19 protein-coding genes are annotated in these 23262 nt (G+C 65.6%); 11 read left to right on the plus strand and 8 right to left on the minus strand.

Translation table 11 applies throughout. The features are described 5' to 3' along the window. Nucleotides 1-30: 30 nt before the first annotated feature. Entirely contained in the window at nucleotides 31-1968 is a 1938-nt protein-coding gene (locus ACH34W_RS13660) for a TIGR03773 family transporter-associated surface protein (protein ID WP_395961210.1), read from the minus strand. 226 nt (nucleotides 1969-2194) lie between these two features. Here ACH34W_RS13660 and ACH34W_RS13665 point away from each other — a divergent pair, with 226 nt between their 5' ends. Both ACH34W_RS13665 and ACH34W_RS13670 read left to right on the plus strand, forming a co-directional pair. Next, nucleotides 2195-2842, plus strand: a complete 648-nt coding sequence (locus ACH34W_RS13665) for a choice-of-anchor M domain-containing protein (protein WP_395961211.1) — start codon at nucleotides 2195-2197, stop codon at nucleotides 2840-2842. Nucleotides 2843-2886: 44 nt separating this feature from the next. Beyond that, the gene (locus tag ACH34W_RS13670; protein WP_395961212.1) at nucleotides 2887-3525 is read left to right on the plus strand and encodes a choice-of-anchor M domain-containing protein; all 639 of its coding nucleotides are present in this window, start codon (nucleotides 2887-2889) and stop codon (nucleotides 3523-3525) included. 312 nt (nucleotides 3526-3837) lie between these two features. On the opposite strand, the gene ACH34W_RS13675 is transcribed toward ACH34W_RS13670, so the two are convergent. Next, complete coding sequence (locus ACH34W_RS13675; RefSeq protein WP_395961213.1) at nucleotides 3838-4287, minus strand: pyridoxal-phosphate dependent enzyme; 450 nt, start codon at nucleotides 4285-4287, stop codon at nucleotides 3838-3840. Between the two features lie 804 nt (nucleotides 4288-5091). Here ACH34W_RS13675 and ACH34W_RS13680 point away from each other — a divergent pair. Continuing rightward, a complete protein-coding gene (locus ACH34W_RS13680) occupies nucleotides 5092-5421 on the plus strand; it encodes a hypothetical protein (protein WP_395961214.1) in 330 nt (109 codons plus the stop codon). 178 nt (nucleotides 5422-5599) lie between these two features. Here the strand turns inward: ACH34W_RS13680 and ACH34W_RS13685 are convergent, their stop codons facing one another. After that, nucleotides 5600-6958: a GH1 family beta-glucosidase gene (locus ACH34W_RS13685; protein WP_395961215.1), complete on the minus strand. Its 1359-nt coding sequence runs from the start codon at nucleotides 6956-6958 to the stop codon at nucleotides 5600-5602. 1176 nt (nucleotides 6959-8134) lie between these two features. Here ACH34W_RS13685 and ACH34W_RS13690 point away from each other — a divergent pair. The 3 genes from ACH34W_RS13690 (at nucleotide 8135) to ACH34W_RS13700 (ending at nucleotide 12133) form a co-directional block, all read left to right on the plus strand. Continuing rightward, nucleotides 8135-10486: a glycoside hydrolase family 3 N-terminal domain-containing protein gene (locus ACH34W_RS13690; RefSeq protein WP_395961216.1), complete on the plus strand. Its 2352-nt coding sequence runs from the start codon at nucleotides 8135-8137 to the stop codon at nucleotides 10484-10486. A gap of 32 nt (nucleotides 10487-10518) precedes the next feature. Next, nucleotides 10519-10656: a hypothetical protein gene (locus ACH34W_RS13695; protein WP_395961217.1), complete on the plus strand. Its 138-nt coding sequence runs from the start codon at nucleotides 10519-10521 to the stop codon at nucleotides 10654-10656. Between the two features lie 472 nt (nucleotides 10657-11128). Then, entirely contained in the window at nucleotides 11129-12133 is a 1005-nt protein-coding gene (locus ACH34W_RS13700; protein ID WP_395961218.1) for an endo-1,4-beta-xylanase, read from the plus strand. A gap of 171 nt (nucleotides 12134-12304) precedes the next feature. Here ACH34W_RS13700 and ACH34W_RS13705 read toward each other — a convergent pair whose 3' ends face one another. Beyond that, entirely contained in the window at nucleotides 12305-12937 is a 633-nt protein-coding gene (locus tag ACH34W_RS13705; RefSeq protein WP_395961219.1) for a TetR/AcrR family transcriptional regulator, read from the minus strand. Between the two features lie 509 nt (nucleotides 12938-13446). Between ACH34W_RS13705 and ACH34W_RS13710 the strand changes: the two genes are divergently transcribed. Genes ACH34W_RS13710 through ACH34W_RS13720 form a run of 3 tightly spaced genes read left to right on the plus strand, consistent with a single transcriptional unit; the run spans nucleotide 13447 to nucleotide 16601 of the window. Then, a complete protein-coding gene (locus ACH34W_RS13710; protein ID WP_395961220.1) occupies nucleotides 13447-14787 on the plus strand; it encodes an ABC transporter substrate-binding protein in 1341 nt (446 codons plus the stop codon). Between the two features lie 7 nt (nucleotides 14788-14794). Continuing rightward, nucleotides 14795-15718 (plus strand): carbohydrate ABC transporter permease, encoded by a 924-nt coding sequence (locus ACH34W_RS13715; RefSeq protein WP_395961221.1) that lies wholly within the window; start codon nucleotides 14795-14797, stop codon nucleotides 15716-15718. Nucleotides 15719-15728: 10 nt separating this feature from the next. Further along, on the plus strand, nucleotides 15729-16601 hold the full coding sequence (locus tag ACH34W_RS13720; protein ID WP_395961222.1) for a carbohydrate ABC transporter permease: 873 nt from the start codon (nucleotides 15729-15731) through the stop codon (nucleotides 16599-16601). 129 nt (nucleotides 16602-16730) lie between these two features. Here the strand turns inward: ACH34W_RS13720 and ACH34W_RS13725 are convergent, their stop codons facing one another. From ACH34W_RS13725 to ACH34W_RS13740, 4 genes are all read right to left on the minus strand, one after another. Further along, complete coding sequence (locus ACH34W_RS13725) at nucleotides 16731-18683, minus strand: nitrate- and nitrite sensing domain-containing protein (protein WP_395961223.1); 1953 nt, start codon at nucleotides 18681-18683, stop codon at nucleotides 16731-16733. Between the two features lie 84 nt (nucleotides 18684-18767). Continuing rightward, entirely contained in the window at nucleotides 18768-19169 is a 402-nt protein-coding gene (locus ACH34W_RS13730; RefSeq protein WP_395961224.1) for a nuclear transport factor 2 family protein, read from the minus strand. 50 nt (nucleotides 19170-19219) lie between these two features. Beyond that, on the minus strand, nucleotides 19220-19981 hold the full coding sequence (locus tag ACH34W_RS13735) for an SDR family NAD(P)-dependent oxidoreductase (protein WP_395961225.1): 762 nt from the start codon (nucleotides 19979-19981) through the stop codon (nucleotides 19220-19222). Nucleotides 19982-20018: 37 nt separating this feature from the next. Continuing rightward, nucleotides 20019-20549 (minus strand): nuclear transport factor 2 family protein, encoded by a 531-nt coding sequence (locus ACH34W_RS13740; RefSeq protein WP_395961226.1) that lies wholly within the window; start codon nucleotides 20547-20549, stop codon nucleotides 20019-20021. A 665-nt stretch (nucleotides 20550-21214) separates the two neighbouring features. On the opposite strand from ACH34W_RS13740, the gene ACH34W_RS13745 reads away from it, so the two are divergent. Next, complete coding sequence (locus ACH34W_RS13745) at nucleotides 21215-22426, plus strand: hypothetical protein (RefSeq protein ID WP_395961227.1); 1212 nt, start codon at nucleotides 21215-21217, stop codon at nucleotides 22424-22426. Between the two features lie 89 nt (nucleotides 22427-22515). After that, the gene (locus ACH34W_RS13750) at nucleotides 22516-23262 is read left to right on the plus strand and encodes an SDR family NAD(P)-dependent oxidoreductase (RefSeq protein ID WP_395961228.1); all 747 of its coding nucleotides are present in this window, start codon (nucleotides 22516-22518) and stop codon (nucleotides 23260-23262) included.

Consider the following 23262-nt stretch of genomic DNA (forward strand, 5'->3'; position numbering starts at 1 on the left):
CTTCCTACCTCTCCGCCGGGAATGATCACGTCACACATCGGTCGGCGTGCCGGTCCGGCGGCGCCGGACGAAGGTGAGGCCGACTGTTGTCCCGCCCGCCGCCAGCAGGGCCGCGCCCAACCCGGCCGGGACCAGGAGCGCTGATCCGGTGAACGGCAGCTTGCCCGTGCGGCAGGCGTTGGGGCTGCTCACCGCCCTGCTCGGCGACGGGCTCGGCGAGGTACTCGTGGTGGCCGTGCTCGTCGGCGTGCTCGATGCCGCGCTCATTGGCGTGCTCGACGCGGTGCTCTGGGCCGTCAGAGGCCGCAGCCCGGCCGATTGCGGCGTGGCTCCCGATGCCTGCGCCGATCTGGGGTCCACGTTGCCGACCGCGAACGTGACCACCTCGGTGTCACTGGACTTGGCGCCCGAGGCCAGCGTCGCCGTGTGGGTGAAGGTCGCCTTGTAGATACCTTCCTTGGTGAAGGCCCAGTTGCCGTGCGCGTGCGTGCCCAGCCGGATGCCGTAGGCATCGGGCATCCCGTCCCCGCTGTTGAAAATGATCCTCGGTTGGCCGAACGTGCTGTACTCATAGACGGCCAAGGTCCCCGGGCCCTCCACCTTGTCCAGCGACCAGGAGATGTCGCCCTTGACCTGGTAACTTCGCAGCTCCTCGGTGTTCCAACCGAGCCAGGGGACGCCCGCCTTCTGGGTCTGCGGGATCTGCCAGATCCTCGACCCCGGGCTGCCCAGGAAACCAAACCCCGCCGGCACCTGCGTGGCAGCCTCCGCCTTGAGGTGGAACACCACCGCGGAGGGCTCCCGCCACGTCGTCCGGCCGGCCTGCGTGCCGTCCTTCACCGCCGACTGCAACCCGCCGCCCACAACGCGGGCGGCGTAGTCGACGTGACCGTCGTCCAACACCACCTTCTCGGTCGAAGGGCTCCCGTCACCGTCACCGTCACCATCGCCACCTGAGCCGGATGGCGTCGGGGGCACGCACTTCGCGCTCCCCAAGGCGTTCGCACCGCCCCCACCTCCAGAACCACCACCTCCGCCGCCCGGCGACCGAGTGGCCGAGGGACTGGTACTCGGGCGAGGGGGCGCCGGCGTTGACGGCTGCGGTCCAGGCGTCGGGCTACGTGTCGGCGTGGTCGTGGGCGTGGTCGTCGGCGTGACCGTCGGGGTTGTCGTGGGGGTCACCGTCGGAGTAATGGTCGGAGTGACCGTCGGGGTTGTCGTCGGGGTGGGGGTGACCAGTTCGGGGGGCACGTCACCCGCGGTCGTGCCGCCCACGTACCAGTTCAGCGTCACCGGGGCGGCGACGTGCCTGGTGCCGTTCTTGTCGGTCGCCGCCACCTCGAACGTCAGCGAGTAGGCACCCAGAGCGGTGAACGCCCAGTTCACATGGTGGTGCGTGCCGACGGACTCCTTGAAGGTCTTGTACTGGGCGTCCGCCGAGCTGAAGAGCCGCACCGGGAGACCAGTCCCGTCGATGTTGAAGACTTCCAGCCGCCCTGGCCCGGTGAATTCCGTCAACGTGACCTCGACCGTGCGGGCCCCGAACTCGAAAATGTCATGCGGCAGGTTCTCCGTGGACCAGCCAGGCCAGATCAGACCCGGGGTCTCGAGCTCGGGCGCTACCCACACCGGGTTTCCCGGCGCACCGAGGAAGGCGTAGTCCGGTGCCTCCGGGACCGACAGCTTGGAATCGGCGTTGTCCTTGAGCTGGACGACCACGTTGCCCGGGTCCGCGAACTCAAAGGAACCGGTGGTGCCGATACGGGTGCGCACCCGTAGAGCGCCGCCTTCGTACACCGGGTCCAGCAGGTCGGCGTGGATGTCGTTGATGACCCGTCTCGTTTGGGGGGCGGACGGTTCTGCGGGAGTGGCGAGTACAGGCACCGCCGGTACCGCGGCGAGCAGGGCGAGCGTCGCCAAGCCCGCGATTCCCAGCAACAAGCGGCGCCCCGGCATGGTGCGTCGCATCAGAGGCGCTCCTTGTGGTCGATGACGGCGGTTCCTGTCGGCGGCCCAGGCCGGCCCTCGAGAGTCGACCGGTCATGGCCGACTGAAAATGATTACCATTCTCGTAATCAGTTGATCAAGGTGGCTGCCTGTCCGGCTCCGGCCAGCCATCCACGAATGAAAATGATTATCGTTCACCTCGTTCGAGCGCACCCCGGCGCTCCACCCCTCCAAAGGAGTCCTCACAGTGCAGTCACGCTCTGCGCTCTCGCTGATCTCGGCCGTGCTCGCGGCATCGCTCATCAGCGCGGTACCCGCCCACGCCGGCGGGCGCGTCACCCTGGACACCGGCCATGTGGACGTGATCGACATCGAGTACGAAAACGGCGCGCTGGAAGTACACGTCCACGATGAGACCGTCGAACCGGACGTGACCAGGGAACCCGGCGAGGTCCTCTTCCGGGCCCTCCCCGAGTCCCGCACGACCGTGCCCGACGGCCCCGCCTACGCCTTCCTCGGTAGGCCCGGGGCCCCACTCTGGGTGCTTCCCGAGGTCGAGAACCCTGGTCTGCTCTGGCCCGGCATCAGCACCGAGGAGTTGTCCTCGGGCGTCTTCGCCGCCGACTCGGTCACCCTCAAGCTCAGGAATGTCCGTGGCCCGGGCCGGTTCAGCATCTTCACCGAAGGCGCCGCCGGCACGCCCGACGTCCTGGTCAACTCCGGCGACGGCCTGCCCGACGCCACGGCCCTGTCCGTCGGCGGCCACAAGCACGCCAGCTGGGCGTTCTCCGCGCCCGGGACCTACTGGCTGACGTTCCAGGTCACCGCACAGCTCACCGGCGGCACTCAGCGGGTGGCCTCGGAGCCGGTGACCTACCTCTTCAAGGTCGGGTGAACGGAATGACGCCTCACATCCCTCCAGCCCGTAGGAGCACGGTCATGTTCGGAGCCCGGACCGTCGTCGCGCTCGTCGCCACACTCGTCGCCCTGCTGGGCACCGCCGCACCCGCCAGCGCGGCTGTCACCCTGACCAGCGGGCACGTCGACGTCATCGACGTCAACTACGCCTCCGGCAATCTCACCGTCCAAGTCCGCGATGAGACCACGGGCACCGCGGTAGAACGCAGTCCCGCCGACGTCGTCCTCCAGGTCCCGGCCGCAGCCAAGATCACCGTGCCCTCCGGATCTCAATGGAGCTTCCTGGGCACCGCGGGCTCGACTGTCTGGGTGCTACCGCAGAACCAGGTCTCCGGACTGCTGTGGGCGGGCTGGAACGCCAACGACGTGGCCACCGGCGTCTTCGCCAACAACCAGCTCACCTTCGAACTGGTGAGCGTGACCGGCGGCCAGTTCAGCATGTACACCACCAGCCTCGGCAACCCCACCGTCAGGTTCCACAGCCGGAGCGCGGGACCGAAGACCCAGCTCGTCTCCGCCAAGGCGCACTCCCACGCGAACTGGGCGTTCAACACCGCGGGCACCTACACCGTGACCTTCAAAGTGACCGGCACCCTCGCCGGCACCACGACCACCAAGACCTCAGGCAACGTCTCCTTCACTTTCCAGGTCCTCAACTGATCCACCCACCGGGCAACGAGTACTAACAAGCGCGAGGGCGGCCTCCCCACAGACGAGGCCGCCCCTACGTCTACATCCACGTCGCAACCCCTTCCTGGCCGAGCCTGGTCGCCAGGTTTGCGATCACCCGGATCACCCCGGCCGCCGGGACCGAACCCCGTTGTGATCGCGCATTTCATCACCCATCCCATGAGCATCTTTGCTTCTTTGCGATCGCTCATTAGCGAACGAGTTCGATCGAGGATCAGGCAGGCGCGATCAACAGCATGAGCGCAAACCGATCAAGATCGCCGGGCCTGAGTGAACGGGGCCTCATGGATTCATGTTGGCTGGGCGTGGACTGCCGTGGCATCGGCGGCTGGGATCCTCAGTGGCTTTCGGCTGGCTCAGGACCTGTGGGCCAGTGCGGACCCATTGGCGATAGTTGTCCAGGTCGACGTTGCTGCCGCAGATGATGGTGACTACGTCGCGGCCGGCGAAGCGGTCAGGGTCTTCCAGGACGGCAGCGACGCCGAGGGCCGCGGAGGGCTCGACCACCAGGCCCGCATGTTCCAGGAGCAACCGCATGCCCGCGACGATCGATGCCTCCTGGACCAGGACGGCGTCATCGGCGACCTTCAGCAGGTCGTCGAGCACGACGGGGATGGGGTACCGGCCCGCGACGCCATCGGCGATGGTGTCGGTGGCGTCGGTGGAGATGACCCGGTGCTGGTGCCAGGAGCGGGTCATCGCGGGTGCGCCATGGGGCTGCACGCAGATCACCTCGACAGGCGCTGATCCTCGATCGCCAGCCGACCCTGCCGGTCGAGACCGCGCGGCGGCTGCTGGCGAACGCCCGAGCCAGCCTGCCTATCGTCATCGTCGGCGGCCCACCGGCCCACACCCCCGGCGCCTACCAGGCGGCCGACCAAGACGCCGACCTGGCCAAGCTCATGACACATCTGCTCGCACAACCATCGGTTCGCCATGTCACCGCCCAGAACGAACTGCCCGCGGCGCTGAAAAGCCTCAAGGTGCGGCCTGCGGTGGCGGCCACAGGCACGTCAGGCCTGCAATCCGTTCGCCGGACCTTGCCCAGCGGGCAGCCCTACTACCTCCACAACCCAACCGCCGCCACGATCATCACGCAGGTCTCCCTGGAAGGCGGTGGTGCACCGTACGCCCTGGACGCCTGGACCGGAAAGATCACGCCGATCGACCGATACCAGGTGGACGCCGCCCGGACGACCGTCCCAGTCAGCCTCGCGCCCGGGGCCGCCACCATGATCGCGCTCGGCGGCACAGCCAGCCGCCGAGCCACGACCACAACCGGCGGAGAAATCACTTTCGAGGGCGGGCACCCGCAACTACGCGCGAGCAAGGCTGGCACCCTACACAACGACCCTCGACAACGGCAGGACGGTCCAGCTGACCGTTCCCCAGGTCCCGGCTGCACGATCCCTGGACCAGTGGAAACTATCGGTCGCCGACTGGCATCGAGGCGCCAACGGGCAACGCAAGATCACCCAGCACGAACTCTCCCTCCAGAGCCTCAAGCCCTGGAGCGAGATCCCGCAACTGCAGGACGTGTCGGGCATCGGCACGTACACCACCAAGGTGCGGCTCGACCAGCTGGACGGCGCCTGCCTCGACCTCGGCCAGGTCACCGACACCTTCGAAGTCACCGTCAACGGACGCGTCCTGCCACCACCCGACCAGGTGACCCTCCACCTCGACCTGGCCGGCTACATCCAACCCAGAGACAACACCATCACCATCCGCGTGGCGACCCCTCTGCGAAACCGTCTCCGCGTGACGGACGGCTACCCGGGCCAGGCCGCCCAGCCACGCCAGCAGTACGGACTGATCGGCCCCGTCCAACTCACCCCCTACCGCCAGGTCCCAATACGTCCCTGAGGCGTCAGGTGCCCACCACTCCTGCCTCTCAGGCCAGACAACACCGAGGGGCAGGAGTCCTTCTCCCAACGAAAACTTCCCATTGTTCCGCTGTGGGTACGGAGCCAGCGGGCTCGGATCCGCCGAGTGACTGACTCGTCTTCATAATCGTCGCGCGGGCCGATCCGCTGGCGGGTGGTCATTCCGTGAGGAATCGCTGTAGCCAGCGGCCGCTCTGCTTGACCGTTCGGGTCTGCGTCGCGTAGTCGACGTAGACGATCCCGAAGCGCCGGCTGAAGCCCCATGCCCATTCGAAGTTGTCCATCAGGCTCCAGACGAAGTATCCCTTCAGCGGCAGACCTTCGGCGACGACTTGCTGGACGACGGCGATGTGCTGCTCGAGATACCGTTGCCGGTCGTCGTCCTCGATCGTCCCGTCCGCGGTCGGCTCATCGGGGTAGGCCGCACCGTTTTCCGTGACGTACAGCGGGAGCTCAGGCGCCAGGTTGTTGATGGTGGCGAGGATGTCGCGCAGTCCGGTGGGCTGGATCGGCCAGTCCATCTGGGTGCGCGGAAGACCGGTGTCGACCGCAATGACGTTTTCGCTGCCTGGCTGGGCACTGGGCTTGCCGGGGTCCGAGACCGGCCCCGCCGGCGCGGCCACCGTCGCCGGGCAGTAGTAGTTCACGCCCATGAAGTCCAGCGGCGCCGAGATCAATGGCAGATCGTCCTCGTACTGCGCGAACCACGCCGCCATGCCGGTGTCGTCGAGCACGTCGGCGGGGTACTTGCCGAACAACACCGGCTCGAGGAACAGGCGGTTCTGCAGCCCGTCCACCCGCCGCGCCGCGTCACGATCCGCAGGGGACTCCGACGCAGCGTGAACGGGTGCGAGGTTGAGTGCGATCCCGTAGGAGCCTTCCGGCGATCGGATCGCTTCCAGGGCCAACCCGTGACCAAGCAGGAGATGATGCACCGCCTTCATGGCGTTCGCACCCTCGGTCCGGCCGGGCGCGAGCTCGCCGCTGCCGTAGCCGTTCAGTGACGAGCACCAGGGCTCGTTGAGCGTCATCCAGTGCTTGATCACGTCCGACAGTGCGTCATGCGTTACCGCTGTGTAGTCACGGAACCGCTCGGCTGTGTCGCGAACCATCCACCCGCCGGCGTCTTCGAGCGGCTGCGGCAGATCCCAGTGATAGAGCGTCGCGTACGGTGTGACGCCGTACTCCAGGCAAGTCTCGGCGAGTCGCCGATAGAAGGCGAGTCCGGCGGGGTTCGTCGGACCCGACCCGTCGGGAACGACCCGAGGCCACGCGACAGAGAATCGGTAGGCCGTAAATCCGAGGCTTGCCAGCAGTCTGATGTCGTCGGCGAACAACCGGTAGTGGTCGTCGGCAACATCCCCAGTGCTTCCGTCAGCGATCCGGCCAGGCGTGTGGGCGAAGGTGTCCCAGATACTCGGGCCGCGGCCGTCTGCCGTCGCGGCTCCCTCGACCTGGTACGACGCCGTTGCGGTGCCCCAGATGAATCCGGGCGGGAAGTCTTTCCTGCTCGCCATGGTCTCTCCTTCGTGCGTTGTTGCTGTCACCGGTGCCTTCGATGCAGTGCTGTCAGTCAGGGAGCAGTTCGCTCAGGCGGATGAGCAGGTCAGCCGGCAAGTCTGTCTCCACGGCGGCGATCAACTGGTCGGTCCTGCCCGGCTTGCTGGTGCCCACCGCGGTGCCCGCGAAGACGGGATTCCGGGTTGAGTAATGAAGTGCTGCGGTCGCAGGTCGGTGCCGTGCTCGCGACACGCCTTGTCCGTTTCGGCGACGGCCTCGAGTCCGGCGGCTGAGTGTCGACGGCGTCCCACATGTTGCCGAAGTCGTGGAACTCAGGATCGTGGAGACAGCCGAGCGGCGCTTCCGCGAGGTCTAGCCGCTGCATGCTCCCGGCGATGCTTCGACGCACCCTTCTCGAATGCCTGCGCATACTCGTCAACAGCGCCGACGACGTCCCGAGTCAGCCTCAACCGTCGTGAAGCCCAATCGCGCGATCCGATCGAGAGCGCCGTGCGGGTCGTCGCGGATGGCGTCCCGGACGGTGTGCATCTGGACGGACGGCCTTCGTCCGGCAGTCGTCATTCGAGCTCCTTGATGATGGCGGAACGCCTGTGCGCTTCTACCCTGGGGCTGCTTCGTTACAGGTGATGGGATGGGCGCTGTGAAGACGAGCGGTGCGGTAGGGGCGGGCTGACACCACAGTGAAAATAGTACGGCCGCTACATTTTCACCCTGGGCGCCCCTTGCCGCAACCCCCGTCCGGGCTCGACTTGGGCGGACACTCGAAGCTCTCATTCTGATCCACGGAGTCACCGTCGCCCCAATGTGTAGCAGTTGTACTATTTTCGTTGTATCGTCGGCTCGACCAAGCCATCGAGATCTTCGGGGAGCTGTCGTGAGGAGCAGCGGGAGCAGTGCCGATCGGGGAACGCGGCGATCGATATGGTCGCGGCTGAGGTCCGGCACGGGGTCGAGCCGACGAGCGGGCCGCTGACCGGGGCAAGCTCGACTTCACCGCCCACGTACCAAACCGAACCACGTGACTCCCGGCCCATTGTGGGCTGGGCGGGGAAAGGCACGAACACAGCGCCGGTGCTCGACGCCTCCATCGCCCAAGTCGGCGACGCCCTAGGCGAATCCCCCGCGAACGGCATACCTCAACGACCATGTCCGCCGGGGAAAGGGAAACGCCGATGAACCAGTATGCCTACCGCGACTCGTCCCTCTCGGTAGACGAACGAGTCCGCGATCTGTTGGGCAGGATGACGCTCGAGGAGAAGGCTGCCCAGACGGCAGCGCCGTTCGGGGCGGCCGTCGATGTGCATACCCCGCCCGAAACGGGGTGGGGCTGTGCGGCCGCAGCACTGTCCACGCTCGGGTTGCCACCGCGCGAGACGGCACGCAAGGCGAACGAGCTTCAACGAAAGCACATTGAGGGCACCCGACTCGGGGTGCCGATTCTTCTCGCCGAGGAGGCGCTGGTTGGGCTGAAGGTGCGAGATGCGACCTCGTACCCAGCTGCGATTGCACAGGCTGCCACCTGGGAGCCTGAGTTGATCGAGGAGATGGCCCGGACGATCGGCGCACAGATGGCCCGCCTCGGAGTGCGCCAGGCGCTGTCTCCACTCGCCGACGTGGCTAGGGATCCCCGATGGGGTCGTGTCGAAGAGACGTACGGCGAGGAACCGTACTTGGTCGGGGCGATGGCGACCGCGTTCGTCCGGGGGCTCCAGAACTCCATCGAGGACGTTCCGCTCATCGCCACGCTGAAGCACTTCCTCGGTTACGGCGCCAGCGACGGCGGACGGAACACGGAGCCGGCTCAACTAGGCCAGAACGAGTTGCACGAGGTGTACGCGGCGCCGTTCGAGAGGGCGATCCGTGAGGGAGGCGCGCGGGGTGTGATGCCGGCGTACAGCGCGATCGACCGTGTACCCGTGACGGGGTCGAAGGCGTACCTGACAGGACTACTGCGCGGCGAGCTGGGGTTCGACGGGCTGGTAATCCCCGATCTCGCGGCGGTGGGGCAGCTCCACACCAAGGACGGGACCGCAGGCGACAGTTGCCAGGCACTAGCCCAGGCGCTGCGCGCCGGCGTTGACCTGGATCTGGACAACAAGGTGTCGTCGGATCAGATCGTCGAAGCCGTCCGGTCGGGTGTCCTCGCTGAGGCAGACCTCGACCGTGCCGTGTCCAGCGTGATACGGGCAAAGTTTGAGATCGGATTGTTCGAGCGGCCGTATGTCGACCTCGACGCTGTGCCTGAGACGCTCGATTCGACCGAAGAGCGTGGGCTCGCGCGCACCATCGCGGAGAAGGCGGTCGTGCTGCTGCAGAACGATCCGATCAACGGCACCCCGATCCTTCCCCTCAGCAGCTCTCCCCGCACGATCGCCGTGATCGGTCCGAATGCCGATCGACCGATGGGCCAACTGAGCAGTTACAGCTATCAGGTCCTCGACAGCATCACGAAGCGGTTCGCACTTGCCGCCGACCCGCAGGCGCGAATGGAGGATCCGAACCAGACCGCCGCGGACGATGCCCACCTTCTGGTCGAGTCAGTCCCAGTCGTGACCTTCTTGGAGGGCATTCGGCTTCGGGCTGGCAACGACTCCACCGTGCTGTACGAAAGCGGCTGTCCCGTCGCCGCGGAGGACCGGTCAGGCTTCGCGGCAGCGGTGGAGGCGGCGACTGCCGCGGACGTAGCGGTGCTTGTGGTGGGTGATCAGGCCGGGATCAATTCGTCCGGTACGGTCGGGGAAGGCCTCGACAGCGCCGAGTGCGGTCTGCCTGGTGTGCAGCGCGAACTCGTCGAAGCCGTCGTAGCGACCGGCACCCCGACGATCGTGGTGCTCAGCCACGGTCGTCCCTACGTTCTCGGCTGGATGGCTGAGTCGGTACCGGCGATCCTCACCGCGTTCTTCGGCGGAGAAGAAGCTGGGAGCGCCGTCGCGTCCATCCTCTTTGGAGATGTCAATCCTGCCGGTCGCTTGCCGATCGCGCTGCTGGAATCAGTCGGTGCAGCACCCGTCCCGTACTGGCGAACGTTGCAGCCCGGATCCTACGTCGATGGATCGACGGCGGCTGTTTTCCCCTTTGGGCATGGGCTGAGCTACACGAGCTTCGAGTATCGCGACCTGGCGGTGGCCTCCGCCGATGTGCCGACAGACGGACTGGTGCGGCTCACGTTCACGGTCGCCAACATCGGTGAGCGGACCGGTGACGAAGTGGTGCAGGTATACGGTCACGACGCCATCGGGCGTACCGTGCGGCGAGAGCGCACCCTTGTCGCGTTCCGTCGCCTGAGACTCGAACCGGGTGCGGCGGCTCGGGTCACGCTCGAGATACCGACGAGCATCTTCGCGCTATGGGATGCTGAGGACGGCTGGGTCGTGGAGCCTGGAGAGATCCGGTTCTACATCGGGGCCTCGTCTGCCGATGTCCGGCTCCACACCAGCGTGACTCTGACCGGTGCCGACTACCTGCCTGGGGGCAACCGCGCCCTCGCGAGCCGGACCATCGTTGAGGATGTCGACACGCGCTAGCTGCTTAAGCGAACATCGACGCCGGCCAGCTGATGCGGCGAGAGTGCCCGTCGTTCCTGGACCCGGTAACGATGGGCGCCAACACGGTCTGGCAGCTGTGGGACGCCGTACTGCCGAACGGATCGATCAACACCAGTGGGATGACGTCGCTGAACCACTACGACCTTTGAGCGTTCGTCGACTGGCTGCAACTGGTGGTCGGCCGGTCTGCAGCGCACGGCGCAAGGTTCCGCATCGACGGCGACGAGATGGCCATCGACGTCACGGTTCCCGACGCGTAGCGAGCCTACGGTCGTGCTCACGCTCACCCGGACTACGTCATCGAGCAGGGCGGCCCGGCCCAGCACGCCTGGCGGTACCCGCTGCCAGCCGGGCTCGGTGCGTCTAAGACTCTCTTGGTGACCTTCACCACTTCAAAGTGTAGCAGTTGTACTAATTTCGTGTTACGTTCTCTTCACCCTCGGCCAGGGTTCACGTCGGCGCGTCCACGTCTTCACAGGAGGTACGGTGCGCAACCCACGATCGGCTCCGACCGGTGCATGCGCTCTCCGAACACAACCGATCTACAGCTATGGGCGTGCTAAGACACGACCCCTTCACCGTCGTGGATTCCGACGGATCAGCGCGCTTACGATCGCCGCTGTGCTCACCCTCGTCGCCAGCGCGTACTTCCCGGCCGCGGCTAATGCTGATGCGACGGCTCTGAGCCTACGAGGGCAAGCGGCCAGGGCGGGGATTCTCATCGGTTCCGGGGCGATCAATCCGGACTATCTCGATGAACCCCAGTTCGCGCGGGTGCTCGCGACGCAGTTCAACAGCCTGTCGCCCGAAAATGAACTGAAGTGGGCCAATAGCCAGCCGCAACAAGGCGCCTTCGACTTCACGAAGCTCGACCGGCTCGTCAGCTTCGCGAAACAGCACCGCATGGCGGTCAAGGGCCACGGTCTCATCTCCAGCTGCTGCAACCCGCCTTGGCTGGAACAGATCCAGGATCCGGCTCAGCTGCGCGCCGCGATGACCACCCACTTCAAAACGCTCATGACTCGATACGCAGGAAAGATGGACCGGTGGGACGTCGCCACTGAAATCTTCTCCACCTTCGGCGGCACCGGGCTCGAAAAGAACTACTTCTACCGGGTCCTCGGCCCTGACTACGTTGCCGAGGCGTTCCGCATTGCGCACGCCGCAAATCCCAAGGCCAAGCTGTTCCTCAACGAGTCCCTGGTGGAGTACTACCCGGCGAAGCGCCAGGAGCTCTATGACCTCGTCGCCGATCTGGTGCGGAGAGGTGTGCCCATCAGCGGTGTCGGGCTCGAAACACACCTGACCTTCTCCCCGCCCGAGCCCGGGGTGATCACCGACATCGTGAAGTCCTACAAGGCGCTCGGACTCCAAGTCGCCATCACGGAGATGGACGTACACCTGACCCCCCTTCCCAACAACGGTGAGTACGGGAATCAGGCGGAGATCTACGGGAACATCGTCAATGAGGCACTGGACGCCGGGGTACGGGACATCAGTTTCTGGGGCTTCACCGACAAGCACGCATATACCTGGGTCCCAGGCGCGAAGCCACTGATGTTCGATGAGCAGTACCGCCCGAAGCCGGCCTTCTTCGCCACCTGGACCGCTGTGGCGCGTCACTGATTCGTCACTCGGCTTGAAGAGGGTCATCCTTCGGTGCTTGCCTGCCCGCAAGCTGGCAGAACCGAAGGATGACCCTATTCGAGGCTCCTGGATGTGGCGTTCCGGCTCAATGCCCGTTGTTTCCGCTCAGCCACCCTGGCTCGCGAGTTCGCCGCCCACGGTCAAGTCGGTTCACGACTCGCACGAGAGTGCTTCCGGAATCGCCCACTCGAAGAAAGTGCGCATGGCTCGCTCCATGTCGCTTGACGGATCGATGAGCCACTGCAGCTGGATGCCGTCCCATGTGCCGATGAGCAAGCTACTCAGCAGCTGGGGATCGCGCGCCGTGTCGACACGGCCCTGAGTTTGGTCGTAAGCGAACGCCTCGGCGAGCGCTGCACTTTTCGTTCGGTATCTATCGACAAACCAGTCGTGAGCAGGATGATCTGGGGCGGACGACTCCGCGGCCAGAATCGCCAGGAGCCTGAGCAGCTCGGGTCGTTCGAGGTTGGAACGTACCCTCTCCATGGTTGCGAGGGCGACTCCGCGCTCGACGCAGTCAGCCTCGAAGTCGAAGGGGGCAAAGCCCGTGCCGACAGTCACGTCTGCCCGTTCCAGAACCGCTTCGAGAAGCTCGTACTTGGTGCCGAAATGGTGCACGATGCTGGTCAAGCTCAAATTGAGCTGACGTGAAATATCGCGCAATGTGCCACCGTGGTAGCCGCGAGCTGCGAAAACAGCGGTAGCCGCCTCAAGGATCTCTTTCGAGCGTTGTGCCGACTTGGCATACGGGCCACGAACACGGCCGGGTCTCGTCCCGCTCATGCCAAAGACCATAGTACGACTGCCGTTGCTTCCCGTGGCTGAGCGCGGCGACCCGACACATGTCGCCCGTCATCGTGATGCCGTCGCAGTACTACGAGTAGGTCGGTCATGAGGGCGAGCCGTTCGTTGGACTCTCGGCGCTGCGGCCGAACCCGCCCCACGACCCGTCCTGCCCTACCCGGCCCGGCCGGCCCGCCGCGCGCCACTCCTCGAACCTCGATCACTGATAGCTCCCCGAACGCCATCGACTCCACCCAATGTCCACACTGCCGGGAAAGGCCGGACCACGGTAGTGACCGGACTCGCGACGACACGCCGCAGGTGACCCCATCACTGGCAACTGGGCCGTCCCACGGTCATCGGTTTCTGGTGGAGTGCCGGATACGCATCGTTACGACGAATTAACCAAGGGAAAATGTAGCAGCTGTACGGCTTTCGTTGTAGTGTCGCCTCAACCTGCCCCAGGCCGCTCGAAGGAGCCTGAATCACATCCGCGCCAGGAGGTCGACATGAACAGATCTGGACTGATCAGCAGGCGGCGGCTGCTCGCAGGAGCAGCCGCCGCCGCAGGTAGCGTCGCGGCGGGGCCGCTACTCAGCGGGTGCAACGCAGGCTCGTCCGGTGGGGGCTCGGTGACGCTCACCGCGATGTTCGGCCCCGAAGACCTCCCCAAGGAGACCATCGCGGACTTCGAGACGAAGAACCCCGATATCAAGATCAGTTTTCTGCAGCACGACGCTGCTCGCCTCAATGCGATGCTTGCCTCAGGCAATCCGCCGGACATTACGATTGGCGCCGCCGTGGGCAGCGCGAACACGAACGCGCGGGGCCTCGCGACGGACCTGACTCCGTACCTGGAGAAGAGTCAGGTGTTGAAGAAGGACGACCTGCATGCTGTCAACGACAGCTTCCGCTGGGATGGCGGCAAAATCGGCCAAGGCGGGTACTTCGGCATCATCAAGGACTGGAGTCAGGACGCGACTCTCTGGTACAACACGGCTCTGTTCGACCAAGCGAAGGTGCCGTACCTGAGTGATTCCCAGCCCATGAGCTACGACGAACTGCTGGCCGTGGCCAAGCGACTGACAGTCAAGCAGGGGGATACAACCAAAGTCTTTGGCCTCGGTCTCGAGTGGGCCTGGAGTCTGTATGCCCCGATGGCGGCGATGGTGCTCCAGCAAGGCGCGCAGCTGTACAACGCAGACCTGACCGAGGTCGACTTCACTACGACCGCCGCACGTCGCGCCTTCGGCTGGTACGTCGACTTCGCCAAGGCGGGCGTGGGCCCGACGTCGTTGAACCCGTTGCCGGACGGCTCGGACGTATCCACCTTCAGCGCCAAACGGATGGCGATCACCCAGGACGGCTACTGGTTCGGTGGCAACTTCATCAAGGAGTCGGCCTTGAACGGCGACATCCGGATGGCGCCCGCCCCGCTCATGGGCGACAAGCGGATCAGTCCCTGCTACACCGGCCAAGGCGCGTGGATTCCGGCCAAGGCGAAGCACAAGGACGAGGCCTGGAAGTTCATGGAGTACTTCATGGCAGGCCGGCCTGCCCAGGAACGAGCCAAGAGCGGGTGGGGGCTTCCTTCCTTGAAGTCGTTGCTTCCGAAGCTGCCGCAGGACCTGCCTTACCAGAAGCAGGCGCACAAGGTCGCCCAGAGCGAACTCCAGTACCTCGCCCCTCTCCCAGACTCGCCGTACGTCACGACCGACGCCTGGAACGCCACGCTCGACAAGCACCTGCAACGAGTGATCAAGAACAAGCAGACCGTCGATGCCGCCTGCGCCGCGGTCACCGACGAGATCAATAAGCTCCTGAAGCAGGGCAAAGAGCGAATCGGCTGAGGCGGACATGGCACGACGCACCTGGTCCCGCTACCCGAGGAGAACGTTCTACCTGTTCGTGGGACCGTGGGTAGTGGGCTTTCTCCTCTTGACCGCCGCACCGCTCCTGTACGCGTTCGGCGTCAGTCTGACCAACTTCGACGGCAGCTCACCCCGATGGAACTGGGTGGGCCTGCGCAACTACACCGAACTGCTCGGCGATCACGACGCCTGGGCGGCCCTGGTCAGAACGATCGTCTTCACGGCGATCGTGGTGCCGCTCAGTGTCGCAGGCGCACTCGGCCTGGCCGTTCTGCTCAATCGCCGGCTGAAGGCGGTGGGACTGTGGCGCACCATCTTCTACCTGCCGTCGGTCGTTCCGATCGTCGCGACGGCCATTATGTGGAAGCTCATCCTGAACCGGGACGCCGGCATCCTGAACGCCATCCTCGGCGTCGCCGGCCTCGATCGGATCACCTGGCTCGTCGATCCGATGGCCTTCTACGCCCTCATCCTCCTGTGCCTATGGGGCGTCGGCGGCGGAATGATCATCATGCTCGCCGCGCTGCAGGGAGTGCCCACCGAGCTCGAGGAGGCAGCCCGCATGGACGGCGCCGGCCCGTGGAGGGTGTTCCGCCACGTCACAGTGCCAATGATCTCGCCGGTCATCTACTTTCAGGTGATCACCGGCGTCATCGCGACCTTTCAGATCATCGTGCAACCACTGCTCCTCGCTGAATCCAACAGCATTGCGACTGTCCGCCAGGTGCCGCAGGGCACGCATCTGTACATGGTGCAGGTGTGGGAGGAGTTCTTCCTGAACAACCGCTTCGGCTACGGCTCGGCGATGCTGTGGGTCCTCTTCCTCATCACTCTCGCCTTCACCCTGCTGCTCATGCGGTCTAGCCGTTCGTGGGTCCACTACGAGGTCGACAGCGATGCAGACCGTTAGGAGTCGTCCGGTGCACACGAGCAGAACTCGCACGGTCGGCAATCGCACAGCACTGCGGCGCCGACGCCGGAACGCCGGCGCCACCTACGTCGTCCTCCTGGCGCTTGCCGTGGTCTTTGCCGGTCCATTCCTCTGGCTTCTGCTGGCCGCACTCAAGACCCGCGGTGAGTGGGTCGCCGTGCCGACAAAGATCCTGCCCGCGGAAGCGCAGTGGAGTAACTTCACCCACGCGTTCACGGACATCAACTTCCCCGCCTACGCGATGAACTCGCTGTTCCTGGCAACGACCTACGCGGTACTCATCACGCTGTCCAGCGCGGCGGTCGGGTTCGGATTCGCACGGCTGCAGGCCCCCGGCAAGCGCGCGATGTTCCTGGTGCTGCTGTCCACGATGATGCTGCCGCAGGTTCTGACGATCCTGCCGACATACGTGCTGTTCTCCAGGATCGGGCTCGTCAACACCTACTGGCCCTGGGTTCTGTGGGGCCTGGCCGCGTCCCCCTTCCTGGTGTTCCTATTCCGGCAGTTCTTCGCGGCGATCCCACGCGAGCTGGAGGACGCGGCGATCATCGACGGCTGCGGCTGGGGACGGATCTTTGTCACGATCTTCCTGCCCCTGTCCCGTCCCGTGCTGGTCACAGCGTTCCTGCTGTCCTTCACCTGGAGCTGGGGCGACTACATCGCCCCCGCTCTGCTGCTCGACGCCGACCACACAACGCTCTCCGTGGCCATCACAGCCTGGTACGAGGATCCACACGGCAACCCCCTGCCGACCGTGCAAGCAGCCGCAGCAGCCCTGTACGTCCTGCCTGTGATGCTGATCTTCTTGTTCGCCCAGCGCTACTTCATCCGAGGCGTTCTCGGGTCCGGAGTCAAGGGATGAGGAAGTCGTGGCACGCCGAGCACGCTGGTGAACGGGACGCCGCACTGGACGAGGCGGGCGCGGACGGCGTCACTGCGGTGGAGGCCGCGCCATTTATGCCGTTGCCGCGGGCTGAACGCCTCGGGGCGGTCAGCTCGTCGGACCACGGGGTGGCTGTGCCCGCCTGCTTTCGGGTTCTGTTTCGGCGTCCGGGGACTGTGGAGCCGGCAGCGCGGAGGTCACCTCGTCCGGCACTACGAGCTCAGGTGGCAGCAGCACCATCGCGGTCGTTCCCCCGTACGGGGAGGGCCGGAGCGAGACCTTGATGTTGCGCCGCGCCGCCAGCCGGGCAACCACGAAGAGCCCGAGCTGGTCGGTGTCCACCAAGTCGAACTCCGGGGGCTCAGCCAGCCGCCGGTTGATCCGATCGAGCTGGTCGGGCGAGATGCCGAGCCCACGGTCCTCGACCTCGACCACGTAGCCGCTGCCCACCCGTTGTGCCATTATCCGCACCTCGGTGCTCGGCGGGGAGAACGCGGCCGCGTTCTCGATCAGCTCGGCGAACAGGTGAATGACGTCGGTGACAGCCGCGCCGGGAAGCCCGTCCTCGGATTCAGTGAGGACCGCGACCCGCGTGTAGTCCTCGATCTCGGCGACGGCGCCACGCAGCACGTCGCTGACACGGACCGGCTGCCGCCAGCCGCGGCCGGGAGTCGCACCGGACAGGATGATCAAGCTCTCGGCGTGCCGTCTCATGCGGGTGGTCAGATGGTCAAGCCGGAAAAGACCGTCCAGTTCGGTGGGCTCGGCGCGGCTCTCCAGGCTGTCCAGCAGCGCCAGCTGGCGGTGTAGGAGCGACTGGTTACGGCGAGCGATGTTGAGAAAAATGCGGCTGACGCCGTTGCGGAGGGTGGCCAACCCTACCGCGGCCTGAACGGCCGTATCCTGGACGGAGGCGAACGATTCGGTGACCTTGACGACCTCGGTCGTACGGCCGCTTACGGGCGGCGGCTGCTCTGCCGCGGCGTCCACCCTCTCGCCGCGGATCAGCCTGGCCACCACGCTCGGCAATCGCCGGCCGGCGAGTTCCTGCGCCGAGTCCCGCAGGGTGACCAGTTCGCGGACGAGTCCCCGGCCGAACCGGATCGATATCAGGAGCGAGGCGAGCACCGAAAGCAGTCCGAGGCCGCCCGCCACGGCAAGCCGCGTGAAGATCGATCGGCTGAGCGCGTCCTGTTGACGGCCGAGCAACCCGGTGTTCTCCACAGAGGCCTTGATGGCACCGTCCAAGAGCGCCTTGACGTTCAAGTCCAGCGTCTCGGCGGCAGCGCCGATCCTGCCGTCCTCTGCCTTGGCGATCTGCTCCTCCGCCGAGCGAAGCCCGGTATAGGCCGGCGAGTCGAGCAGCCTTTGCCATGTCCGGGCGTTGATCTTCGGATCGAGATCGGACCGTGCCTCCGCCCATAGTCGCCGCTGCAGCGCGACCAGGCCTGCGAAATAGCGCTGCTCAGAGATGCTCAGCCGGCCGCCGGAGATCACCGCACCCGCGATCAGCGCGTTCTCGCGCACGACCACATCGACCGCACGAGCACCCGCGAGCAGGCTGGACGCCCAGTAGTGCAACTGCGCGTTAGTCGGGGCCTGCTTGGCAGAGAAGGCGAAGAATGCGTCGATCGGCGCATTGTAGGCATCCAGCACACGCAGCCGATTCACGCTGTGGTTATCGACGCCCGAGCGGGTCACCGCCAGACCATCAAGCTGCTTGAGGAACTCCCGCAGGAGATGGATGCGCTGCGCACCGGGATCATCAGCGGCGTTCATCTCCGCCCGTGCCGCCTCCCGGAACTTTGTGACGACGCCGTCAGTCTTCAGGCGGGTCGCGCCGTACGCCTGCCGGGATAGCGCGCTCGCGCTGCCTGCGCTGACGTAGGCCACCGCGGCCTGCCGTTCGGCTCCCAGAGCCTGGTAGATCTGCTGCAGAGGGTTGGCCATGCGGCTGTTCGACTGCTCGCCACGACGATTCTCCAGCGCCTCGCCGAGGGTGACACTGGCGGCGAACGCCCACAGAACCACCAGCGAAAGGAGCGGGACCAGAAGCAGCACGACGGTCTTGGACCGAATCGATCGCGTCCGAAGATTCATTAAACCTCGTAACTGTGCGACCCCCGTACGGCACGTTCCGACTGATCAAACAGTGGTCTGGCGCGAAGGTGTGGCACTTGTCGACCGGAGGTCTGCGGGCCCCCAGAACGCGCGCATTGATGTGATCTGCACTTCCTCGTCGAAGGTCATCACGTCGATCGGCGATATATCGACCGTTTGATCCGGCAGTTCGGTCCGCACGAGGAAATGAAAGGCAGCGCTGCTGCCGGCGACCCTTATGGTCAACAACTCGGCGTGTCGCCGCACAGTCACAATGTCCGAATAGAAGGCCCTGATCGAGTCTCGGCCACGCCGCGGTTCGCTGCCTACCGGGTCCTCGAGCGTTGCCATCTCCGCATAGCACGACGCGATGTCATCCGCAGTACCACTCGAGACTGCTTTGAGGTACCTGGTCACAGCAGCGCGGATCTGCTCCTCAGAGGGCATGCGTTCATTCCTTTCGGGACGAAAGTCTGACGGCGGCAGGCCACCCGGCCCTATTGATGTGCGCCGCCGTCAATGCGGATCTCGGTGCCGGTGATGAAGGAACCGTCTTCGGAGACGAGCATCGCGACAACGCCGGCTACCTTCTCCGGCCCGGGAACGCCACCGGGCAGCGCCGGGCTCAACTTCATGAACAGGTCCCATTCGGTGTCCGGCGGGACGAGACCGCCGATGTTGTCGGTGATGCCGCTGCTGATCCCGCCGGGAACGATGTTCACCGCCCGCAGCCCCTGCTTCCCGTATTCCAAGGCGAGGCTATGGGTGAATGAGGCGACGCCGCCCTTGCTGGCCGAGTAGGCCGCCATGAACGGATGAGCGAAGAAGGCCGCGGTCGAACTGAAGTTGATCACTACGCCGCCCCCCGTCGCCAGCAAGGCGGGGAGCGCCTGGCGGGTCATCAGGAACGTGCCGGTCAGGTTGATTGAAATGATCCGGTTCCACAGGTCCAGAGAGCACTCATGGGTGTGCGCGCCACGCAGGATGCCCGCGGCATTGACGAGGATGTCCAGTCCACCGAGCTCCTCGATCGACTCCGGTACGACCCGCAGGACGGCCGCCTCGTCGGAAATATCAAGGAGCTTCACAGAAAGACGGTCGCCCTCGCCGGCCAGCTCGGCGGTCTCCTTCAGGCCGGCCTCAGCGACGTCGACGGCCACGACCTGGGCACCCTCCTCAAGCAGCCGTAGCACGATGGCACGTGCGATGCCGGAAGCCGCCCCACTGACCAGGGCCCGTTTTCCTTGCAGTCTGTTCATGCGTTCTCGCTATTTCGACGGGAGTGAGGGAAGAGCTTCATCCACCGGGCGAGGGGACGGGGTCTTCCAGGATGTGGGGGTAGGTGGTGGCGAACCATGCCAGTTCGTCCTCGTTGAGGCTGCCGAGCTCGAAGCACCGGCGTCCCCAGGACTCGATCAGCTTGATCATGGCCGATGCGTCGTAGACGTCCTTCTCGCATCGGAACCGGCCGTCGCCCGCATAGTCGAGGACGGTGATGTTGTTCTCCTCGAAGGAACTGCCGTCGCCGGGATCGCGCAGGACGTTGCGCAGCTCGCAGACGATGCTGCCGCGTTCGGTATCCACGAGGTGCCAGACCTCGGGATAGCGCATCGCGGAGCCGGGAAAGGTGCCGAGCGTCGTGGTAACCCATGGGCGGATCTGTTCGTGGCCCCGCATCGTGCCCACCATCGGGTCGATGTAGGTGGCGTCCGGTAGGAACAGCCGCACAAATGGCTCCCAGTCCCCCGACTCGGCCGCGGCGGTCACCGTATCGGCGTGCAGGCGGAAGGCGTCTTCCAGCTCTTGGCCCGTCCACTTCTGGCTCATGCCGCGAGTTTGGCGGCACCCCCAATGGCCGACAAAGTGAGATCCCGTTCAGCGGGAAGGACCCGCTGAGCGTCGGACAGCCACGCCTGGGCGAATCCGGCTCCTCGTTCCTTGGTTCTGCCTCCGGATGAGTGGATCGGTGAAGATTCGGGTGAGCACCATGTCTGCGGCGCCGAGGGAGGCAGCGGAGACACCGAGCGACGACAGGCGCAGCTCGCACGGAGCCAGGTTCACGGCCAGCACGTGCGTGTCGACCAAGGCCGTGAGCGTTGCCTTGGCCTCCTCGGCGAGGGAGCCCGAGCGGCAATCCGTTCTCGCAGGACGACCTCGCCGGAGAGCGTCGCCGCGACCGCGTTGACGAAGTCGACGTCCTGTTCACCTCCGCCTTCCCGCTCCCGGTGAATGGGACCGATGGTTGTCCCGCCTGGCGCATGGCTCTTAACTTCAGCGAAGCCACATGAACCATCATTGCCGACAAAATGTAAGACCAGATTGAATGCGGCCGAAATCACGGCAGCCGTCATCGCCGCCTGTCACACACCGGGAACCCGGCACCAAGCGTCGCACCGGGCGCCGCCCGTAAGCGCATGTATTGGCCCCGGCATGTCGATGTGCGCACGAATCGCGCTCAAGTGGAAAGTTCCCTTTCGGAGAAGCGAATGCCGATGCCCCGGTCAATTGACTCCCCCCAGGCCGAACCTCTGCTGCCTGCGTGGAATGCCTTCCTCGACGGCCTTCGCGAACTCGCGCCCGCGATGCTGGACAAGCTGCCTGGACACCTGCGTGACGATCCGCAGACCCAGCACGAGATCGGGCGGCTGATGCTCAGCGCACTCGCAGCCCGCAGCATCGAGGCGATCGCCAAAGACGGCGACCATCCCATGTTCCTGCCCTCACTCAACATCGTGCTCAATGTTTTTCAGCCGAACGCCGACACCGTCTACAAGACGGCACACATCACTCCCGGCGGTAGCTACCGGCTCCGCGGGCAGGCGGGTTCGCTGCGCATCGCCAAGATCGGCACGATGGCACCGCCCTCAGCGGACGGCGCCATCCAGGCCTCGGGCTACCACGACATCAACTCCCTCAAGACCGATGGGGACGGCATGTTCGACGTCCTTCTCTCACCGTCCCGGCCACCGGACCACACCGGCGACTGGTGGGAGCTGGACCCCAGGGCCCACACGCTCCTGCTTCGCCAAGTCGCCTACGACTGGTCGACCGAAAGCGACCCGGTGATCTCCATCGAACGCCTCGACGTCCCACCGACCCGCCCCCGTCCCGCTGCCGCTGACCTCGCACGACGGCTGCAAGAGCTTGCGCCCGGCGTCAGCCGCACCGTCATGCTCCTCATCGACCATGTCGCGCAGTTGCAGCGACAGGGCTTCGTCAACAAGTTCAAGGTGTGGGACGTCGGCTCGAACTACGGCGGCCTGTTCGGCCAGTTCTACTACGAGTGCGCATACGAGTTGAAGGACGGCGAGGCGCTGCTGATCGAGTCGGACTATCCCGAGACCTGCGCCTACGCATCCCTGATCCTCACCAACCAGATCTTCGAAACCACCGACTGGTACAACAACCACAGCAGTCTCAACGGAACCCAGTGGCGTCTGGACGCCGATCGCAAGCTTCGGGTGGTGGTCTCGGCCACGGATCCCGGTGTGCCCAACTGGCTCGACACAGCGGGCTATCCGACCGGCGTCGTGCAGGGACGCTGGACCGACTGCAGTTCGAATCCCATACCGTCGGCACGCAAGGTCGCCGTCGCTGATGTGGTCGGGATGCTTCCCCCCGACACACCACGGGTCACCGAACAAGAGCGTGAACGGATCATCCGCGAACGGCGTGCCAGGTTCCAGCAGCGCCCGCTCTGGTAACCGAGCACGCACGGAGTTCGTTCTCATCCACCCATCCGGACCGGTGCCCAGCGCCGCTCTGACCCGGAAGCCCCCGGAGGAGCCCGTCCGTGGCAGCCACCCATTTCGACTTCACCGACAGCTGTGTGCTCGTCACCGGCGGCTCGAACGGCATCGGTCTCGGTATCGCGAACGCGTTCAGCGAGGCAGGTGCGGAGGTAGTCATCACCGGTACCCGCCCAGCCGCATCCGACTACGACCACGACCTTTCCAGCTTCGTCTACCACCCGCTCAAGCTGACCGACGAGGCAGGCATCGCCGGGCTTGCCGCCTCGCTGGAACGGCTCGACGTACTCGTGAACAACGCGGGGCAGAACCTCGCGGGCCGGGGCGAATCGGACCCGGACGTCTTCGCGGAGGTTGTGACGGTCAACCTGACCGCGACGTTCCGGCTTTCCACCGCCTGCAGACCACTGCTGGCCGCCAGCAAGCTCGACGGCGGCGCCAGCATCGTCAACATGGGCTCGATGACAAGCTTCTTCGGTCAGAGCGCCGTCCCCGCCTACGGTGCCGCGAAGGGCGGCGTCGTCCAGCTCACCAAAGGCCTGGCCGTCGCCTGGGCGTGCGACGGGATCAGGGTCAATGCCGTCGCTCCCGGCCTCATCGAGACCAACATGACCCGCCCCATGCTCGGGGTGGACGCGGTGATGGAGCCCCTGCTCAACCGCACACCGATGCACCGCTGCGGGACGCCGGCCGATGTCGCCCCGGCGGTGCTGTTCCTCGCGGGGCCCGGGGCCCGTTTCGTGACCGGACAGACGCTGCCGGTCGACGGCGGCTACTCGGTGCAGGGGTGA

It is taken from the genome of Actinomadura sp. 6N118 (assembly GCF_044326415.1).
In the GTDB taxonomy this organism is placed as follows: Bacteria; Actinomycetota; Actinomycetes; order Streptosporangiales; family Streptosporangiaceae; genus Spirillospora.

What these genes read in the sequence shown, in the direction of transcription:
- ACH34W_RS13660 (WP_395961210.1), bottom strand. Translation starts at nt 1,968, where the DNA reads ATGCGACGCACCATGCCGGGGCGCCGCTTGTTGCTGGGAATCGCGGGC.
- ACH34W_RS13670 (WP_395961212.1), top strand. Translation starts at nt 2,887, where the DNA reads ATGTTCGGAGCCCGGACCGTCGTCGCGCTCGTCGCCACACTCGTCGCC.
- ACH34W_RS13685 (WP_395961215.1), bottom strand. Translation starts at nt 6,958, where the DNA reads ATGGCGAGCAGGAAAGACTTCCCGCCCGGATTCATCTGGGGCACCGCA.
- ACH34W_RS13690 (WP_395961216.1), top strand. Translation starts at nt 8,135, where the DNA reads ATGAACCAGTATGCCTACCGCGACTCGTCCCTCTCGGTAGACGAACGA.
- ACH34W_RS13695 (WP_395961217.1), top strand. Translation starts at nt 10,519, where the DNA reads ATGCGGCGAGAGTGCCCGTCGTTCCTGGACCCGGTAACGATGGGCGCC.
- ACH34W_RS13705 (WP_395961219.1), bottom strand. Translation starts at nt 12,937, where the DNA reads ATGAGCGGGACGAGACCCGGCCGTGTTCGTGGCCCGTATGCCAAGTCG.
- ACH34W_RS13710 (WP_395961220.1), top strand. Translation starts at nt 13,447, where the DNA reads ATGAACAGATCTGGACTGATCAGCAGGCGGCGGCTGCTCGCAGGAGCA.
- ACH34W_RS13715 (WP_395961221.1), top strand. Translation starts at nt 14,795, where the DNA reads ATGGCACGACGCACCTGGTCCCGCTACCCGAGGAGAACGTTCTACCTG.
- ACH34W_RS13730 (WP_395961224.1), bottom strand. Translation starts at nt 19,169, where the DNA reads ATGCCCTCTGAGGAGCAGATCCGCGCTGCTGTGACCAGGTACCTCAAA.
- ACH34W_RS13735 (WP_395961225.1), bottom strand. Translation starts at nt 19,981, where the DNA reads ATGAACAGACTGCAAGGAAAACGGGCCCTGGTCAGTGGGGCGGCTTCC.
- ACH34W_RS13740 (WP_395961226.1), bottom strand. Translation starts at nt 20,549, where the DNA reads ATGAGCCAGAAGTGGACGGGCCAAGAGCTGGAAGACGCCTTCCGCCTG.
- ACH34W_RS13745 (WP_395961227.1), top strand. Translation starts at nt 21,215, where the DNA reads ATGCCCCGGTCAATTGACTCCCCCCAGGCCGAACCTCTGCTGCCTGCG.